Below are 17,963 nucleotides of genomic sequence, written 5' to 3'. Positions count from 1 at the left end.
TCGCAGTTCAACCTGCTGGAGATGGTGGGCCCCGACATCAGCCCCGAGGACGGCGTGACCGGCTACGCATGGGACCGTACCCAGGGACCGGCCTGCGCGATAGCCGCCGGTGCCGCGACGATCTACCGCAACTACCTGGTGCCGCTGGCCGGCGGCCGCGGGCAGAGAGCCGGGTGCCAGATCGATACGCTGGCCGACTTGGGCACTGCCCTGGGCCATGGCCAGCAGCCGCTATGGACTTGGCGCAATGGCTACGCGCTGTGCAGCGCCGAAGGCTTGGCGCGGGTGTCGCGACAGCTGGTGGGAGCCAGTGCGGCGGAGGTGGCGCACTTGGCAGCCCGGTATCCGTCCGAATAGTTCTGTGATCAGCACCGGACGACGTCAGCCTCCACCGCTGGCCAATCCGGCATCTGGCAGAAAGCCGTGCACACACTCTTGCCGGTGTTCCAGATGCCAGCACCCGGTATCTGTCCGACTTGCTACCTGGCTTCAGCCATGCGCTGGCTGTGCCGACAACCGCACGCCCAGCGCGCGAGCCACCTTGAGTACCGTGCCGAAACCGGGGTTTCCTTCCGGCGACAGGGCCTTGTACAGGCCTTCACGGCTCAGCCCAGTGTCTGCAGCGAGTTGCGTCATGCCTTTAGCACGTGCGATGTCACTCAGCGCGGCGCGCACGAGGCTGCCGTCGCCTGGGTCGTCGTTGATGCAGGCATCCAGGTATGCCGCGATGTCGGCCTCCGTGGCAAGTTGGTCTGCTGCATCCCAACGGGAGAACTTCTCAGCCATGGCGTCTCACTCCTTCCAGTCGGCGGCGATCTTGATGGCGCGCCGGATGTCGGCGTCCTGCGTGCGCTTGGAGCCGCCGGCCAGCAGTACGATGACGATGGGGCCGCGGCGCATGAAGTAAACCCGGTAGCCCGGGCCGTGATCGATGCGCAGTTCACTTACCCCCTCGCGCAGCGGCTTGGCGTCCCCAAGGTTACCCAGCGACACGCGCCGGATGCGCGCGGCCACCAGAGCCCGGACCTGTGCATCCTTCAGCGCAGTGAACCACGTCCTGAAGGTGTCGGACTGGATGACCTCGAACATGAGGCCATTGTAATCTATGGTTCACAACTGCGCCTGGAGGTGTCACTGCTCTGCACTCGGTGCAGAGTGTCCAGCGACGCCTGCCAGGCCCGCGCCACGCGGGCTTTTCCACGCCTGCGGTGCACATGTTGCGCGCCGCCGCATCTCAGGTCGTGATGAAAGTGTGGATGCGGACATGTGCCCGGAACGACTTGCAGACGACATGCACGAAGTGGCTTGGTGCTCTTCCGACGGCAAGCAGCGGCAGCCTCAGCTGCCCTGCCCCGACAGCAACTCCTCGGAGAACTTCACGATGTCCTCCAGCGACGGCTCGCCCCACTGCTGCAGCGCCAGCCAGTTCAGGAACGCCACCTCAGAGCCCTTTGTCAGCCGCGCCTTGACACGGAAAGCGGGCACGGTCTGCTGTGCGTTGTAGGCCTGCTGCAGCTCGGTCTTGCGCTGGGCATCCATGCCTACGAAATAGTCCTTGGCAAGATCGCGCCGGCGCTGGCCGAAGGCCTCACGCAGGTCGAAAGCCTTGGGCTTTTTCGCTGCCGGTGCTAAGGCCGGCGCTGATGTTGGCAACGTTGCTTCAGCGGCCGGCGGAGCTAGCGTTGCGCCGTAGCCCTGCTCCAGCGCTTTGCGGAAGTACGCCGCGGGTAGATCCAAGGGACTTTTCTGTGGGTCGGCGTTGCGCATCTCCGTGTAGCGCAGGGCGTCGTGGATGCGGCCCGCGTCGTACTGCAGCGCCAGCCGTCGCGCGTCGGGTGCTGCCACGCCCAGCTGCACCATGCGCTCCACCAATGGCAGGGCCTGCACCGGCAGCGCTTCGCCCTGGTGCTTGCGGGCCACGGTGAACTGGATCTGCTCCACGCGGCGGCCGACCTTGTGTTCCAGTAGCTCCACCAGGTGCTCCGAGCGCTCGTTGATCTCGGCGATGGCCGGCGTAATCACGCGGCGCTTGAGCACTTTGTACTCGCTGAACGAGTGCATCTCGGCCTTGCCCATGACCAGGTCGCGAAAGTCCTCAGGGCTCATGCGCTTGGTTTGCCCGACGTTCTCGAAGCGCACGCAGAACTCCCACAGCTGCAGCGCGGCGTTCGTGGAAAAGCGCCGCATGATGGCCATGTTGATGAGCGCGTAGACCTCGGGCCGTGCAATCTCCGGATACAGCGCCTCGTTGATAGTCCAGCGGATGACACCTCGGGAGACAGATACCGAGGGGAAAAGCACGTGCGCGACCCAGTCGCTTTCGGAGCGGTCGCGTGCGAAAACGTCGAGCTCGAAGCGGATGCCCATCAAGCCGGTGGCCGCTTCCCTCAGGTGCTTGATGTTCTCGGAGGTGAAGCCGGTTTCGCGGCGCAGCACGGAGATAGGCATCTTCCACCAGCCCGTTGCGTCGCGCGGCGTCTCCAGCGAGAACTTCAGCCAAGCGTTGAGCATCTTGCGCTGCAGTACCGAGACGTGCTCGCCTCGGGGCAGGCTGTGCACCATCTTCACCGTCTTACGCAGCAACTCGTCTTGCTGGTTGACTTCCAGGACGATGGTGCGCTCCCGGCCGGGTACGGACATGGGCAAGTCGAGTTGGGGGCTGCTGGTCAACGAGGCCTCCGTGGCATGGTTACACGAAGCGCGGCCAGTGTACCCGATGAATTTCGAGGCCAGTGAAATGCTGCATCGCTCAAGCCACGGGTTAGAAATTCAAGAATTCTGTCGGACCTCGCGCGCGCGTTGTGTTTGAGACCTTTAATAACCTTTAATCCCTTTAATACATTTAAGGGTGGTTTTCCTGTTGTGTGACAGTCACTTGCGTGCGTCTAGGTGACACCTTTTGTGGTTTTGGGGTACAGGTTTTGTGGTTCAAGGTGCACGGAAATGATGTTTACCGGTGCAGGTTTTGTAGGTTTAGGGGTGTGGATATGATGTTTAAGGTGACAGGTTTTGTGGTTTCGACCACGGTAGGTGGATAGAGCAGCGCGACGGTGCCTCAACGACCTCGCGGGCATACTCAGCGGAGCTGCCAAACCACAAAAGTTGTCACCTTGGGGCGTGCAGTGGTGTGCAAGTCGGTGCAAAGCCACGCTTCGGGCTTGTGAAAGGCTGGCGGCGCCAGTTCGGGGGACGACTGCGGGCGTGTTGACGCAGAGCAGCGGGCTTGAATACGCGTGTCCCGCGTCCAGGGAGCCACTCGAGGTGGTACGGAACGGCCAAACCACAAAACCTGTCACCTTGTAGGACGCGGCGTGGCGTTCCATGGGTACAGGTTTTGTGGCTTCCGGGGTGGCCGGCCGGGCGTGGCGCGGCTGTAGCTTGGCTCAATCAGCATGTCCCGTGCGCATGGCAGCACCCTTAGGTGACACCTTTTGTAGTTTCAACCGTGCCTTGCTGGCTCCAGACCACAAAAGGTGTCACCTAAGGGCGCTGAACGAGCACTTGGCAGTGCCACGTTCCACGGTCGACGTACGCCATAGAGGCAGCAAACCACAAAACATGTCACCAAGGACGCCTTGGGGCGAGCACATGGTGACAGATCTTGTGGTTTAGCCGGTGCTGGAAGCGGAGCCAAGCCACAAGACCTGTCACCACTAGCGCAGTGTGGAGCAGCGCAAGGTGGTCGCCATGCAGATGACCAGTACTGCTTTTGCCCAGAGGAACTCCTAAACAACATACCTGATTCTTGTCGCTGGTTCTCAGTCCCCTGCCTGTTCTGGCCGCCCGGTTGGAAGAGGGGACGGAAAGGGCGTTTTTGCCGGTCTTTGCCTGCTTCGTTGAAGACTGGGAAAGGGAGGCCTGCCTCGCTGTCCCGCCCTGGCCGCTGTGAAGCCGTCTCAAGCCCAGCTGTGTGCTTCCTGTGCGCGCCGTGCATTGGAGAGAGAGTCAGAGAAAGACCGCCCCCAGGTTGCTCCCTGTGAGCGGCTTTCCCGTGGGAGGGTGTAAGGAAGGAGTAGAGGGTTTGAGGGGGAGAAGCGTGGTTGGGGTGATGGGAATGGATTCAGGTATGTTGCGTTTGGTTAACTTCAAATCCAGCCACCCATGCGCACCAGCGGCAGTGGCGCCCTCACCGAACCCGTGGGCCGACCTTGCGCATTAAGGTCTACAAGACCAAACAGCCCGCACGGATGGTCGGACCGCCACATCGATATCGCCAGCACCGGCTTGGCCGTCACCACCGGCTCATCGTCGCTACACCGCAGCGACTTCCTGAGCCCCACCTCCACGAAGGTCAGCGAGCAGATCGCTGGTACTTCTTCACGCACGCGCGCGACGAACTGAACTTGCCGGGTAACGTTCTCTTCGCCCCAGGCCAAGTCCAGCACCGCGCGCTCGATGCCCCAGTCCAATTCTTCGCTGCGAAAGGCGATCCACCTCAGCTGGTAACTGCACAGACGCACACCGGGTGCCCGGAACCGCGCGGAGAAACGGTCGTAGAAGGCACGCAACTCCTGCGGTGGCCGGGGGTCGAACGCGTCGGGCATGCCCCAAGAGTGCCACGCCGCGACAGACATCGTTTCCCCCGCGGGCGCGCCAGCCGGCAGCGCTACTGGCAACGGAAGTTCATGTGCTCCTCCAGCATGCGTCTGGGACGCCTGGACGATACTGGCTACCAGCACCACCTGGCAGGATCCAAGGGCATGACGCTTTCGCAAAGACCTTGGTCGATCCGGCTGCAACTTGCCCTGCTGGTGCTGGTCTTCGCAGTGCCGGGGATCGGAAGCCTGGTGTGGCTTTTCGCCAGCGATTGGCGGCAAGCTGAGCGCGAGGCGTTTGAAAAAGCCCAGCTCATCGCCGATGGCACTGCTCGCCGCCTGGCGTCGGAAATGCAGCAGCGGGAATCCGTGTTGCGCCGCCTTGCACAACGGCCCCTGGTGCGTGCGCTCGATCCCAAACGCTGTGACCCCCTGGTGGCCGAGTACATCACGGTGCAGCCGGAGTACACCGGACTGGACATGCGTGACCGCACAGGCAACATCGTGTGCGCGTACCGACCGCATGCGCCTGGGGCAGACCAGGTAGCGCCGCAAGACTGGTTCCAGAGAGCACTGCGCAACCCCGGCTTTGGCATTACGGGAGCACTGGTCGGGTCACGCACCGGGCGTTGGATTTCGATAATGAACTATCCGATCGCCGACGCCCAGGGTCACACCATTGGGTTGGTCCTTCTGGCGTTGGACTTGCTGGAGCTGCAGCAGCGTGCCATTGGCCCGCTCCCCGACAACCTTCTTGTTGCGGCCAGCGACACGGACTACAAGGTTGTACTGCGCTCTCGGGATCCCGGAGAGTGGCTTGGCAAGCCGACGCCGCCGCAGATCAACGCGATATGGAAGGGGCAGGATGAAGCAGCCATAGCCGGCATAGATGGCGTGCGTCGGCTCTATGCGCAAGCCACGGTACCAGGGCTGGGATGGCGCGTGGTGGCAGGCATTCCCGAGGCGGAAGTGTTTGCCTCACATCAGAAGCTGCTACTTCGCACGGTCGTATTCGCCACGCTTTTCTTCGGGCTGCTGCTATGGATGGCCTGGCGCATTGCACGCTCGATCGAAAAGCCGATCCGTGCGCTGGCTGCTGCTGCCAGCCAGGTGGCCGAAGGGCAAACGCATGCCCGCGCGCCCAGCAGCGGACCGGCAGAGATCGTCGCCGTCGCACAACAGTTCAACCTGATGCTCGACGTGCGCGACCGCAGCGACGCGGAACGAGCCCGACGCATAGCGCTGGAGGAGCAACTGCGCGAATCGCAGAAGATGGAGGCCATCGGCACTCTGGCCGGAGGCATCGCCCACGACTTCAACAACATCATGGGCGCTCTTCTGGGCCACCTGGCGCTGGCGCAAGCAGACGTGGGCGCCAGTCATCCTGCAGCGGCCAGCTTGTAGCAGGTGCACAACGCCGCACTCAGGGCACGCAGCCTCGTGCAGCAAATCCTTGTCTTCAGCCGCCGTCAGCCGACGGAGATGGCGAATCATCCCCTGGTGCCGTTGGTACGCGAAGCCGTGGCACTGTTGCGGGCCACGCTTCCTGCCGGCGTGGCGCTCGAGACGGTGCTTCCGGCACAGCCCCTGCACGTCATGTGCGACCCGACCCAGATCCAGCAGGTACTGCTGAACCTGTGCACCAATGCATGGCATGCCATGAAGGGGGGTAGTGGCCGCATCGAAATCGGTCTTGGAGCGCTCCAGTTTGAAAATCCGTCGCAGCGTCCGCGCGGGCTGGAGACCGACGCAGTGGTGCACCTGTGGGTCAGCGACGATGGCGAAGGCATGGACGAGGCCACGCTCAAGCGGGTCTTCGAGCCTTTCTTCACCACCAAACCCATCGGTCAGGGCACCGGACTGGGCTTGTCGGTCGTGCACGGCATCATCACTGCGCACGGGGGCGCCATCAGCGTGGAGAGTCGGCCCGGCCGAGGCACCCGATTCGACATCTACTTGCCGCAAGCACCCTCCGAACCGGACATCGACCACAAGCGCAGCACTGTCGTCCCGCAGTTCAATCCAGCACCTGGACAGTCAGAGCATGTTCTCTACCTCGATGACGATGAAGTCATGTGCCTGATGGTCGAGCACCTGCTCAAACGCACAGGCTACCGGATCACGACCATTGGCGACCCTATGGCCGCCTTGGCTCTCATCCAGGAACGTCCACACTCCTTCGACATCGTCGTCACCGACTACAACATGCCTCAGTTGTCGGGACTCGAGGTGGTTCGCCAATTGACGGCGCTTCGCCCGCACCTGCCAGTCATGGTCAGTTCGGGCCTTGTGACAGACACCTTGCGTACGCAAGCCTACCAGGCCGGTGCGCGGGCGGTGATGCACAAGGAGAGGTCGGTCGAGGAGTTGCTACCCCTGCTGCGATTTCTATTGGACGATGCTGCCCGGAACCGCTGACAGGCCGTTGAAGTACTTGGTGCCGGGCCGACCGTGACCACCTTGGATATCGCCATGTGTAATTTCCAGCGGTTCAGGAGGGCCCATGGCGAGCAATACGGTCTGCCGAGGCGCTGTCGAAGCCTTGACAGGCGGCCTGGTGGCCATGCTGCGCGACCCCAGCTCGGCCGTGACGGAAACCGATGCACAAGGCGTGCCCGGCGCCCTGGTTGCCGATGTCATGCTGTGCATAGGCATCGGCGAGCTGCGCGCGATGACACGCGTGAGCAGCAGGGGCGTTGCGGTGACGGACCGCCCACCGCCCGAGGCCCTTCAGGCCTGGGAACTGGTCGAGATCACCGACCGTGTGCCGGTGCACTGAGGCCTGTGCGTGCGCGCCAAGCGCTGGCTCCACTGCACGCGGCATCATTGCTCCGTCGCCTAACAACCAGCGACTCGCACTCACCCTCTCACGGCAACAGGCCATGGACCAGGACAAGGCAAGAGATTTTTGGAAAACGGTAGTGGACGCCGGGGGCACGCTGTGCGCGTTGCTTGATGCGTCGCCCAACGACCAAGGACTCCAGGAAGGTCTCCAGCACATCGGCTGGATCGTGCAGACCCTGCGCGACGCCGCCGCCGACATCGACCCGCTGCTGACCATCGAAGTAGACCAGGTGCCCGCGGCCGACAGCGCCGTGCTGCGCATTTCCGTGAGCTGCAACCACGATCCTGATGGCATCGATGCGGTGCAGGCGCTCGTGGCTGCAGCGCCGGCGATGCCGCCGCGCATCCAGCTCTGCGCCTTCACGCCGCCAACGCCCAGGGAAATGGCACACGAGCTGGCCTCGCTGGAGATCCTCGGCAAGGAGATTCCTGTCCAGCAGGTGCGCTTCATGGCCGCGCCCAACACAGCAGTGCCCGGCACGTTCGACGTGGCGTGCTTCGTGCCAAGTGTGGCCGTGACCGAGATGGACCCTCAAGACGTCCCCGGAGCCTTGGTGGCTGACGTGATGCTGAACATGGGCATCGGCGAACTGCGCTTGATGACGCGCGTTCGCAGCATCGGCATTGCGGTGACGGACCAGCCTCCGCCCGAAGCTATCCCGGCCTGGGATCTGGTTGAAATCATGGACAGCGCGCCGGTGCACTGAGTCCTGGGCGTGCGCGCGCCAGGCGTCGCCGCCACAGCGCTTCCCCCAAACACCTTGGCCTGTTCATGTGCCGGCGGCACGGCTTGCCGTTGGCGCGCGCGCAGGGCTGCGCCTCCATTTTCCGGCTCTACTGCGCCACCTCGGGCGGCAAGCTCGCCCGTCGTCGGCATCGCGCTTGGGCGGCGTCAGCAGAACCCCTTGCTGCTCGAACCGCGAGCAATAGCCGTCACGCCTGGTCTGACGCCAGCCCGGCGCTCAACGCCATGATCTTGTTGTTCACGGCGCTCAGCCGCCGGAGCAGCTCCGTGGCACGCTCGGAAAGCTCGTTCAGTTGCGCTGTGAGCCCTCCCACCATTGCGGCGGCGGCTGTGCCTCGATAGCCTGCTCCAGCACCAGCAGCTGGCTCACCAATTCATCACGCTCAGCGCGCAGCTGGCTCAACTTGCCGTCCATGCCGACGGTCCCGAGCAGCGCCAGTGCCCGGCCCACCCGGGTGTCGCAGCCGCGCGCCCCCCGGGAAACGCACCGTACTTCCCGCAGCCTGCAGCCGGATCAGGCGCCCACTGCTGCCAGCATCCGGGAGCGAGGACGCGGCTGGCCCTTGCCGGCTCTCTTCACCTCGTACATCTGTTCATCGGCGGCCTGCAACAACGCGTCCATGTCCGGGCCGTCCTCGTGCAGCATCGCGATGCCCACGGACGCCCCAATGCGCACGACCGCACCCCCGAGCGGGATGGGGGCCATCAACCGCGTGCAGATCCGCTGCGCGATCGTCATGGCCTCCTGGCGCGAATCGACGCCGCGCAGCACGACAACGAATTCGTCTCCACCGACGCGCGCAATGGCATCGCCCTCCCGGCACTGCCGCCGCAGGCGCGCTGCGACCTTCTGCAGTACCTGGTCTCCGGCGGCATGGCTGTAGCGGTCATTGATGGGCTTGAAGTCGTCAAGGTCCACCACCAGCACGGCGACGTGCTCGCCAGTGCCAGCGGGCGTGCTGCCCAGCATGGCCAGCTGCTCCTCCAGTCCGCGGCGGTTGAGCAGCCCGGTGAGCGAGTCGTGCAGCGCATCGACCTTGAGCCGATGGATCTGTTCGTGGCCCAGGTGCAGCAGGCGGCTCGAATATCGGATAGCCCAGAGCATGAACGCCACGAAAGCCAATCCGCCGCCTGCAAGCAGCTTCTTGAACAGGTCGAGTTGCTCGGTTTGCTTTCGCGTCCTGCTGTGCAGCAGCTCTTTCTGAACCTGTTCGGCCTGGTCCAGCAGCATGCGCAGCTCGCGGGTCGGGTCGTTGGCTAACCGTGCATCCATCAGCAACTGCAGTGCTGCCGGGCCGTCGCGCTCGGCGATGTTCGCCGCACTGCGGTACTGGCCCAGCACTTCTGAGAGTTCGGCTCTGAGCAGATGCAGTCTGTCGGTGTGCACAGGGTCGGCCTGCGTGAGGGCCAGGAGCCGGTCAGCCGCGTGCATCGCCTCACTCGCAGACGTGTGCACCCGCTGCAGCGAATCCGGGTTGCGGTCCACCATGAACTTGCGCAGCCAAACACCGGAGCGCAATGTTTCAAGGCGCACCTGCCCGATCTCGCCGACGATCTCCTGTGAATGCTCAACCCAGCGGCCGGCCTTCTCGAAGTCCGCGAGAGCGCCATAGAGCATCACGCCCATGCCGATGACGAGCAGCAGGCCGAGGAACTGGGTCAGGCGCAGGACGCGCGCTATACGACGAAGCATGGACAAGGGCCGACTTGCAGCGAGTGCACGCTGGTCGGCCACGGGTTGTTTTGCCGCTCTCTATCGGCAGGTCACCGCCGTCCTTGACCAGCCGTCCAGTGAAAAAATCACGGTATTTGAGGTGGCGCAAGGACACGTACGCCGCCAAGCGTTAAGCGTGTTTCGTTCTGAGTTTCATCCTTGCCGCCTCGGCAGGCCCCCAGCGCAGTGGCCGGGACGCGCCTGTCTCGCACGCCACCCGTAGCATTCGCCCGCCAGTGCCATCGCTTTTCCATGTACGCTGGCTCAACCAGTGCTCTGCCCACAAGGCCGTTACCGACGTCCGGCAACTGCAAGTTTTTACTTTCAATCTGCTGGTCAGGGCCAAGGGGTTGGCCGCACAGCGGGCGCTGGGCATTTCGTACCTGCATAAGGGCTGGCTGCTGGAATATCGACCATTGGGCACCGGCCCGAGGCAGCTCACCCAACCGTCGGGTCATGTACATGCCGGTTGTACCGGAGAATCAGACTCGCCATTTTCCTGGGACCGCCGTGATGCCTGCGCCACTGCAACTGCCGGCCGACTCCGCTGCACGACGGGCCGTCGCTCGGGCGTTGGAAGTGATGGCAGCGCCCGCGTTCGCGACGCTGGCTGATGGAACATTGCTGCTTGCCAACCAGGCGGCGGCCTTGCTGCTGCACGACAGCACCCCAGGCGGCATCCCGCATTTTTCCGGCTCGCACGATAGTGCTGCCGATGACGGCTGGCTGTCAGGCATCGCTGGCGGGGAGCCGTTTGTGCTGGATCTTCCAGGTGCGAGACGACTGCTTGCCTCGCCCGTACTCGACCTCGGCTGCGACGGCCGTGGATGGCTGGTCATCCAGGAGCGGGACGGCGAGGATGCCGATGCAAGCGCGCCGCTTGCCGATGCACGGCATCTCGCACCTGCGCTCAACACGGCGCTGCAGGCCGGCAGCATGGGGCTGTGGGAGTGGGACCAGGCCACCGACACCGCCTACTGGAACCCGCCGCTCTACGACATGCTGCGCCTGCCCAGGGGCAGCGGCATCGAAGCACCCAGCCGTTTCATCTCCTTCATCGTCCCGGAAGACCGCGCCGTCATGGACGATGTCATCGAGCGGTTGCACAAGGCGGGCGACTACCCGCCTGTTAGGCTGCGCGTGCGAGCCGGCGATGGCTCCATCCGCTGGCTCGTCTCCTGTGGCCAGGTTGCCAGCGTCGGCGCCAGGGGCCCGGTGGTGGTCGGGGTCAACATCGACGTGACGCAACAGGTACAAGCCGAAGAGGAACTGCGCCGTGCGCAGGATGCGGTGCAGCGCCATCAGCACATCGTCGAGTCCGTGCTTGAACACGTCCCGGTCGGCATCGCCGTTTCGGTCAACAGCGACCAGCACATCAGCCTGGTCAACCGGTTCGGGCTCGACATGATCGAGTCCGAAAAGGATGTAGGCAGGCAGTGGGACACCTGGCAGGTCTACCACCTCGACGGCACTACACCGGCACGCAAGGAAGACATGGCCTTGCACCGTGCGGCACAAGGCACCGTCATCCGCAACGAGGAATGGCTCATCCGCTGTGCCAACGGCTCATTGCTGCCGGTGTCCTGCGCAGCCGGCCCCATCCACGCAGCCGACGGGACGATCGCGGGCGGCATCGTGGCCTGGTACGACGTCACGCCGTTCAAGGAGGTGGAGGCCGAGCGGCGCAAGGCGCTGGCCGCGGAACAGCAAGCCCGAAGCGAGGCAGAGGAAGCCAGCCGCCAGAAGGACCTCTTCGTCGGCGTCGTCTCGCACGAACTGCGCACCCCGCTGAGCGCCATCCTGGGCTGGACCAAGGTCCTGGAAAAGCAGTCTGAGCCAGCCGCTGCCGCAGCAGGCATCCAGGCCATTACGCGCAACGCACTCGCACTCGCCCGGCTGGTTGACGATCTGCTGGACGCCACGCGCATCGTCGCTGGAAAGTTCGATCTCTACATGCAGGACAGCGACCTGGGCGACATCGTCGATGCCGCCGTGCAGACAGTGCACCCCACAGCGCACGCGCGAGGCGTGACGCTGCGATGGAGCCGCCCGACGGTCGCCGTGCCCGTAATCGCGGATGCCTTGCGGCTGCAGCAGGCCATCTGGAACCTGCTCTCCAACGCCATCAAGTTCTCGGAAGAGGGCGGGCTGGTGCTAGTCATGCTGGAGATGGACGAGGCACGCGCCACGCTGACGGTCATAGACCACGGACAGGGCATTGAACCGGCACTGCTGTCGAAGGTCTTCGAGCGCTTCTGGCAGGCCGATACCAGCACGGGACGACGCGGCGGCCTGGGCTTGGGTCTTTCCATCGCCCGACATATCACTGAGCGACACGGCGGTGAATTGAGCGCGTCAAGTGCTGGGGTTGGCTGCGGGGCTACGTTCATGCTGAGCCTGCCTCTACAGGCTTGATACCGAGGAGGCAGACGCTGCGAACATCGATCCCTTGCTGATTGTCGAAGTACACCCGTTGCCCACCGACGACCGTGCCGCGCCGCGCATCGCAGTCAGCTGCAACAAGGAATCTGACGGCATCGAGGCGGTGCAGGCGCTCGTGGCAGCAGCGCCGGCAATGCCGCCTACGTCATAGAGCGCGCTCCACAGCCGCATCAAGGCACACCCGGCGGGCCGACGGCCTTGCCGGTAAGATCGTTCTCGACCTTTGAGGAAGCTTGTCCCGCAGGTTCAGATTGTCATGCCGATGGAGCAAGTGAATGCCGCGCAGGTTCAGTGTGCGATCCTGGTTGGTTCTTCTTGTGCTGTCGGTGCTGCTGCCTACGCTGCTGGCAGCCGTTGCGAGCATCGGGTACTTCTATCGCCAGGAGAGGCAATCGTTCGAAGAACGGGTGCTGGAAACCTCCCGGGCCATGTCCATGGTGGTGGACCGTGAGCTTGCCCGGCGCGAAGCGATGGTCAAGACGCTGGCCAAGTCGCCGACGCTCGGCCAGGACGATCTGACGGCCTTCTACCGCTACGCGCGGGAGATCGCCCCGCAGCCTGACATGGTGGTGGTCCTCAGCGACGTCTCGGGCCAGCAAGTGCTCAATACCCGACGGCCCTTTGGTGAGACAGCCTTGCCACGCACGGTCTTCTCCGAGTTGCGCCGGCAGGCGGATCCGACGGCCACGCTGGTGTCAGACCTGTACTTCGCGCCCTTTGGACGGCAGTACAGCTTCGCCGTGGAAGTGCCCGTCGTCATCAAGGGGCAGCTGCGCTACTACCTCTCCGTGGGCGGCTATGCCAGCTATCTGCAGGCGCTGCTCAAGGAGCAGCGGTTGCCCGCCAACTGGATCGGATCGGTCTTTGACCGCAACGGCTTCATCGTGGCGCGGACCATCAACCCGGAAAAGCTGGTAGGCAAGCAGGCGACCGCGGACATGCTCCAGCAGCTCGCAGCCCGCGAGGAAGGCAGCTTCAACACAGTGACCATCGACGGGCGAGCCGTCACGACAGCCTTCAGCAAGGGTACCAACTATGGCTGGGGCTTCGCCATCGGCGTTCCGCGTGCCGAAGTCGCGTCATGGTCGGCGCAGGCTCTGGCCTGGTTTGCCTCGGCAGCCGCGTTGCTGGGGGTAGGTGCCGTGATCAGTGCACTCTGGGTGGGGCGGGCTCTCATGCGGCCGGTCGTGGCACTCAAGCATGCCGCTGGCGCGCTGGGTCAAGGCCGTGCCGTTGCCTTCAGCCCCACTGGCGTGGTCGAGATCGACGAGGCCGGCGCCGCCATGTCGGATGCCGCAGCGTCCATCCGCGACGCCAACGCCTTGACGCAGCGCCGCATCAGCGAGGCGCTGGCCCAGGCGCAGCAGGCAAACAAGGCCATGATCCAGGGCCAGCGCCTGGAGGCCGTGGCGCACCTCACCGGTGGCGTGGCGCACGACTTCAACAACCTGCTCATGGTCATCGGCACCAACGCGCACATCCTGCGCCGCACCGGGCTGACTGCCATGCAGGAGGGCTGTGTCTCGAAGATCGAGCGCTCGGTGTCAGCCGGTACCAAGCTCACGCGCCAGTTGCTGACCTTTTCGCGCCGCCAACCGATGCGCCCGGAGGTCATTGACCTGGGCGAGCAGTTGGCGCCGCTCACGGAGCTGGTGCGCTCGGCGCTGCACAGCCGCATCGAGCTGCAAAGCGAGGTCGAATCGGCACCGCTGTTCGTCGACATCGATCCGAACGAGCTGGAACTCGCCCTGATCAACTTGGCGGTCAACGCCCGGGATGCGATGCCTGATGGTGGCGTCCTGGGCGTCACGGCACGCCGTGCGCACGCTGGCGAAGTGCCTGGGACAGAAGCCGACCTCGCGGTGCTGGAGGTCAGTGACACCGGGACGGGCATTGCGCCTGAGGTGCTCGGCAAGGTGTTCGAGCCGTTTTTCACGACAAAGCCGGTGGGCCACGGCACGGGGCTGGGCCTGAGCCAGGTCTACGGGCTGTGCACGCAGTCTGGAGGGACTGCCACGGTGCAAAGCGAGCTCGGCCGCGGTACCACGGTCCGAATGTACCTTCCCTTGTCCCGCAAGCCGCTGGCGCGCAAGGGCAGCGAGCCCGATTCGCTCGACACCAGTTCCATCGACGCTCGGGTGCTGCTCGTGGAAGACAACGAGGACCTGGCCCAGGCCGCAGCCGACGTCCTGGTGGCTGCAGGTTGCCAGGTGGAGCATGCCAGGACGGCCGACGACGCCTTGGTGCTGCTGGAGGGGGCCGTGCCCTTTCACGTCGTTCTCAGCGACATTCGCATGCCCGGGTCCATGGATGGTATTGCTCTGGCCCGCCAGGTCGCCCAGCGCAATGACTCGACAGGCGTGATCCTGATGACCGGATTCACCGAAGAGCTTGAGAAGGCCAGGGACATGGGCTTGCTGGTGCTGCCCAAACCGTGCCCAGCCGAAGAGCTGCTGGCACGGGTCCGAGCGGCGTCCAGCAGGACGGCGAAATGGCGTGAAGGCCATCAGCCCAGGACTTGACTTCAGCAGGCGATTCTTCTGAAGCTACAGAAGTGATCGCATGGTCCGCAGCATCGCAGACACCTGCGTCATTGGACTGCGGCGATCAGCGTGTCAACTGCGCTTATGTCGACTTGGATGCAATATCAACGCAACAGGAAAATTGGTACAAGGCAGTCGTTAATACTTGCGGTAGACCGCTTTTAGACTCGGCAGTTCCTTCTACTACGCAACTATAGTGATAGGAAAAGTTATCGTGATAGCAGTTCCGTTTGGCAAGTCTGCAGCCGCGTCTATCACCAATATCTGGTCCGACTTCAATGTGCTTTCGCAGCGACCTACCGTGTGCTTCAGCCAGCGGCGGCGTCGTGCCGGCTCAGCACCTGCCGCGGGGCTCCACCAAGCTGCTTGCGCAGCATCTTGCTGAAAGCCGACGAGCTGCTGTAACCCAGTTCGAACGCCACCTGCGTGACGTTCATGCCCTGTTCCGCCAGCACAAAGGCGCGCATCAGCCGTGCCTGCTGGCGCCAGCGGTGAAGGCTCAACCCGGTTTCCTGGGGAAAGAGCCGAATCACGCTGCGCTCCGAGAGGCCGACGCGTTCACCCAGATCGGCAATCGAGGCCGAGTCAGAAAGGTGTTCGATCATCAACTGGCACAGGCGCGTCAGGCGCTTGTCAGACGGCATCTTCAGTGACAGCGGCTGACGCTCCAGCACACCCATCTCGTCCGCGGCAACCTGCATCAGCCGTTCCTCCGCGCTGCCGGGGTCGTAGTGCGGCCGGATCGACATCGCGCGCAGAATCAATTCGCGCAGCAGCGGCGTCACGGCCAGGACGCAGCAGTCACCGCCCAGGGTCTGCACGATGCCCTGCTGGAAGTAGAGCGTGCGCATCTCCACCGCCGTGTCCATGCGGATCTTGTGCGTCATGTGGGCGGGCATCCACATGCCGTGGCTGGACGGAATTGTCCAGAGGCATCCATTTGCTTCGATGCTCATGACGCCGCGGATGGCGTAGATGAACTGGTCCCGCGAGTGGCTATGTGCATCGATCACAACGCCCGCTGGATCGGAGCGGGCCAGCGCCGTGACGGCACGCGGCACCCGATTTGCCGCTCGGGCATCGGCGTTGCGAGACGTGGCAGTGGGCAAGGATGGGGACGTTGGCGGTTTTGGACGCATTCTTGGCGTTGGCGAGCATGCCCGCCAAAGCTTAGCAGGTGACCATTCCGTGATGAATCACCGACCTACTCAAACCCTGCTGAACATTGGCCATGCGCTGGACCACATGCTGCTGCTGATCTTCGCCACTGCGGTGACGCGGATCGCGGCCGACTTCGGCTTGCAACGCTGGGAAGACCTGATGCCCTACGGCGTCGCCGCATTCTTCTTCTTCGGCGTCGGCTCGCTTCCTGCGGGCAAGCTGGGCGACCTGTGGGGGAGGCGCAAGATGATGTTGGTGTTCTTCTTCGGCTTGGGCTTGTCTTCGATGCTCGTGGCGGCCGCCCAATCACCGTTGCAGATCGCAATGGCGTTGGCAATGCTGGGCTGCTTCGCTTCCATCTATCACCCGGTTGGCATTCCGATGCTGGTGCAAGGCGCCGCACGCCCGGGCTGGACCATCGGCGTCAATGGCCTGGTGGGTAACCTGGGCGTCGCCTTCGCGGCGGTCACCACCGGGTTTCTGGTGAAGTACTTCGGCTGGCGCACGGCCTTTGTGGTGCCTGGCATCGTGTGCATCGTGTGCGGCGCGCTGTTCGCGGCTTGCGCTCATCCCGAAGACGCTGCGCCCGCCAAACGCAAGTCCAACAACAGCGTGTTGACGGGTGTTTCGATGGCGCGTCTGTTCCTGGTCATGACCATGGCCGCCACCAGCGGCAGCCTATTGTTCAACTTCTCGACCAATAGCAACTTCGAATTGCTGTCTGCCCGCCTGCACGGCCTGGTGCAGGACCCTGCAAGGGTCGGGATGCTGCTGGCGGCCGTGTATGGGGCGGCTTCGCTGACTCAGCTGATCATTGGACACCTGATCGACAAGCATTCTCTCAAGCGCTTGTACGTCGGCGTGATCGGGACACAAGCGCTGTTGCTGATGCTGGCCACGACGCAGGAGGGCTGGAGCTTCTTCGTCACGCAGTTCCTCTTCATGTCGGCCATCTTCGCGGCCATTCCGTTCACCGACGCGATGATCGTTCGCTTCGTGAATGACGAGATGCGGTCTCGCGTTGCGGGCATGCGGCTCGCGGTCTCTTTCGGTGCCAGCTCAGTGGCCGTGTGGCTGATCGGGCCCGTGGTCAAGGGCGCGGGTTTCACGGCGCTGCTGAGCGTGATGGCGCTGATTTCCGTGGTGACGCTGCTGGTCGTGAGCCAATTGCCGACTACGCCCAAACCCAACCCCAGGCCGTCTGCGGCGTGAAGTTACGCAGCCTCCTCACTGGCCTTGTGCCAGAAATGCAGCGCCCGCAATCGCGACGGGTAACGGCATGGGCATCTGCCCAGTTACGCAGACCAGCCACAACTGGCGCGCCGACCCGGCATGGTCGTCGATCAGCGACTGAGCGAAGCGTTCGATGCCAAACCGCATGGTGCCGCGGAAGTTGATGTGCCCAAAGTGTGAGTCACACCAATTGCGTTTATGTCAAATGAGGTTGATAACGCAACGTCTTTGGTAGCTGCAATTAACGTATGCGCGATTAGCGCGTCTGTACGCAAATCGCTGCCGAAAGCTGCCTCTACAGAGTCGACATGTCAGCGATCAATCATCCAAGCAATGCGCTTCGGGTTCCGATGCCGGATATCACAACATCAGCCCGCACGTCGTGCCCGGCGGGCAAAACCATTGTGCTCCATAGAGGGGCCTGTTGCGCGTTCCCTCGCGTGTGGCCACGCATCACAGCAACACGACGGCTGCGGCGCCGGCACCGCACAAGACGCTGGTGGCTCCCAGAAAAGCAACGTCACGCTTTTCGTTGCCCAAGCGCCACGCGTGGACGGTGCAGCCAAGCAGCACCACTGTCAGGAATACCAGCCATATCTCAAGAGTTTCCATATAGGTCCATTACGTTGTTTTCCTTGACGGCTCAAGCGCTTCAGCAAGCATGGATACCAAGCTGATCCGTTGATGCATGGACGGACCAGGCAATCAGCGCAAACAGTTGCCACATCAATCATCCAAAGCATGAG

At 63.6% G+C, this 17,963-nt stretch carries 16 protein-coding genes and 1 pseudogene; 8 read left to right on the top strand and 9 right to left on the bottom strand.

The features are described 5' to 3' along the window. Positions 1–357 (top strand): annotated as a pseudogene (locus H537_RS54465) (hypothetical protein); the annotation flags it as partial. Between the two features lie 132 nt (positions 358–489). On the opposite strand, the gene H537_RS0117215 reads toward H537_RS54465, so the two are convergent. The 4 genes from H537_RS0117215 to H537_RS54460 all read right to left on the bottom strand — a co-directional run bounded on the left by H537_RS0117215 (position 490) and on the right by H537_RS54460 (position 4,544). After that, entirely contained in the window at positions 490–786 is a 297-nt protein-coding gene (locus H537_RS0117215; RefSeq protein ID WP_028998858.1) for an addiction module antidote protein, read from the bottom strand. Between the two features lie 6 nt (positions 787–792). Continuing rightward, a complete protein-coding gene (locus H537_RS0117210; RefSeq protein ID WP_028998857.1) occupies positions 793–1,089 on the bottom strand; it encodes a type II toxin-antitoxin system RelE/ParE family toxin in 297 nt (98 codons plus the stop codon). Positions 1,090–1,338: 249 nt separating this feature from the next. Further along, positions 1,339–2,640: a replication initiation protein gene (locus H537_RS0117205; RefSeq protein WP_028998856.1), complete on the bottom strand. Its 1,302-nt coding sequence runs from the start codon at positions 2,638–2,640 to the stop codon at positions 1,339–1,341. A gap of 1,445 nt (positions 2,641–4,085) precedes the next feature. Then, a complete protein-coding gene (locus H537_RS54460; protein WP_028998855.1) occupies positions 4,086–4,544 on the bottom strand; it encodes a hypothetical protein in 459 nt (152 codons plus the stop codon). A 156-nt stretch (positions 4,545–4,700) separates the two neighbouring features. Here H537_RS54460 and H537_RS49425 point away from each other — a divergent pair, with 156 nt between their 5' ends. From H537_RS49425 to H537_RS0117185, 4 genes are all read left to right on the top strand, one after another. Further along, entirely contained in the window at positions 4,701–5,939 is a 1,239-nt protein-coding gene (locus H537_RS49425) for a cache domain-containing protein (RefSeq protein ID WP_169517032.1), read from the top strand. 36 nt (positions 5,940–5,975) lie between these two features. Continuing rightward, positions 5,976–6,953 (top strand): hybrid sensor histidine kinase/response regulator, encoded by a 978-nt coding sequence (locus H537_RS43770; RefSeq protein WP_156901792.1) that lies wholly within the window; start codon positions 5,976–5,978, stop codon positions 6,951–6,953. A 145-nt stretch (positions 6,954–7,098) separates the two neighbouring features. After that, positions 7,099–7,314 (top strand): hypothetical protein, encoded by a 216-nt coding sequence (locus H537_RS0117190; protein ID WP_169517031.1) that lies wholly within the window; start codon positions 7,099–7,101, stop codon positions 7,312–7,314. A 103-nt stretch (positions 7,315–7,417) separates the two neighbouring features. After that, positions 7,418–8,086 carry a hypothetical protein gene (locus H537_RS0117185; RefSeq protein WP_156901790.1) on the top strand — a complete coding sequence of 223 codons (669 nt, stop codon included), beginning with the start codon at positions 7,418–7,420 and terminating at the stop codon, positions 8,084–8,086. 327 nt (positions 8,087–8,413) lie between these two features. Here H537_RS0117185 and H537_RS56295 read toward each other — a convergent pair whose 3' ends face one another. Both H537_RS56295 and H537_RS49420 read right to left on the bottom strand, forming a co-directional pair. Further along, positions 8,414–8,539 (bottom strand): hypothetical protein, encoded by a 126-nt coding sequence (locus H537_RS56295; RefSeq protein WP_259375234.1) that lies wholly within the window; start codon positions 8,537–8,539, stop codon positions 8,414–8,416. Positions 8,540–8,638: 99 nt separating this feature from the next. Further along, the gene (locus H537_RS49420) at positions 8,639–9,817 is read right to left on the bottom strand and encodes a GGDEF domain-containing protein (protein WP_238446711.1); all 1,179 of its coding nucleotides are present in this window, start codon (positions 9,815–9,817) and stop codon (positions 8,639–8,641) included. A 534-nt stretch (positions 9,818–10,351) separates the two neighbouring features. Here H537_RS49420 and H537_RS43760 point away from each other — a divergent pair. After that, on the top strand, positions 10,352–12,253 hold the full coding sequence (locus H537_RS43760) for a sensor histidine kinase (RefSeq protein WP_169517030.1): 1,902 nt from the start codon (positions 10,352–10,354) through the stop codon (positions 12,251–12,253). A 332-nt stretch (positions 12,254–12,585) separates the two neighbouring features. After that, positions 12,586–14,802, top strand: coding sequence for an ATP-binding protein (locus H537_RS49415; RefSeq protein WP_169517029.1), 2,217 nt, complete (start codon positions 12,586–12,588; stop codon positions 14,800–14,802). Between the two features lie 329 nt (positions 14,803–15,131). On the opposite strand, the gene H537_RS0117155 is transcribed toward H537_RS49415, so the two are convergent. Then, positions 15,132–15,836 (bottom strand): AraC family transcriptional regulator, encoded by a 705-nt coding sequence (locus H537_RS0117155; RefSeq protein WP_375136331.1) that lies wholly within the window; start codon positions 15,834–15,836, stop codon positions 15,132–15,134. On the opposite strand from H537_RS0117155, the gene H537_RS0117150 reads away from it, so the two are divergent. Then, positions 15,799–17,196 (top strand): MFS transporter, encoded by a 1,398-nt coding sequence (locus H537_RS0117150; protein ID WP_238446709.1) that lies wholly within the window; start codon positions 15,799–15,801, stop codon positions 17,194–17,196. The genes H537_RS0117155 and H537_RS0117150 overlap by 38 nt on opposite strands. A 15-nt stretch (positions 17,197–17,211) precedes the next feature. Here the strand turns inward: H537_RS0117150 and H537_RS55010 are convergent, their stop codons facing one another. After that, entirely contained in the window at positions 17,212–17,364 is a 153-nt protein-coding gene (locus H537_RS55010; RefSeq protein WP_211235026.1) for a hypothetical protein, read from the bottom strand. Between the two features lie 306 nt (positions 17,365–17,670). Then, complete coding sequence (locus H537_RS53050; protein ID WP_156901789.1) at positions 17,671–17,829, bottom strand: hypothetical protein; 159 nt, start codon at positions 17,827–17,829, stop codon at positions 17,671–17,673. Between the last annotated feature and the right edge of the window lie 134 nt (positions 17,830–17,963).

Origin of the sequence: Azohydromonas australica DSM 1124 (assembly GCF_000430725.1) — a bacterium.
In the GTDB taxonomy this organism is placed as follows: Bacteria; Pseudomonadota; Gammaproteobacteria; order Burkholderiales; family Burkholderiaceae_C; genus Azohydromonas; species Azohydromonas australica.
The sequence above is the reverse complement of the archived record's forward strand: the minus strand, read 5'-3'. Positions and strand labels throughout refer to the sequence as shown.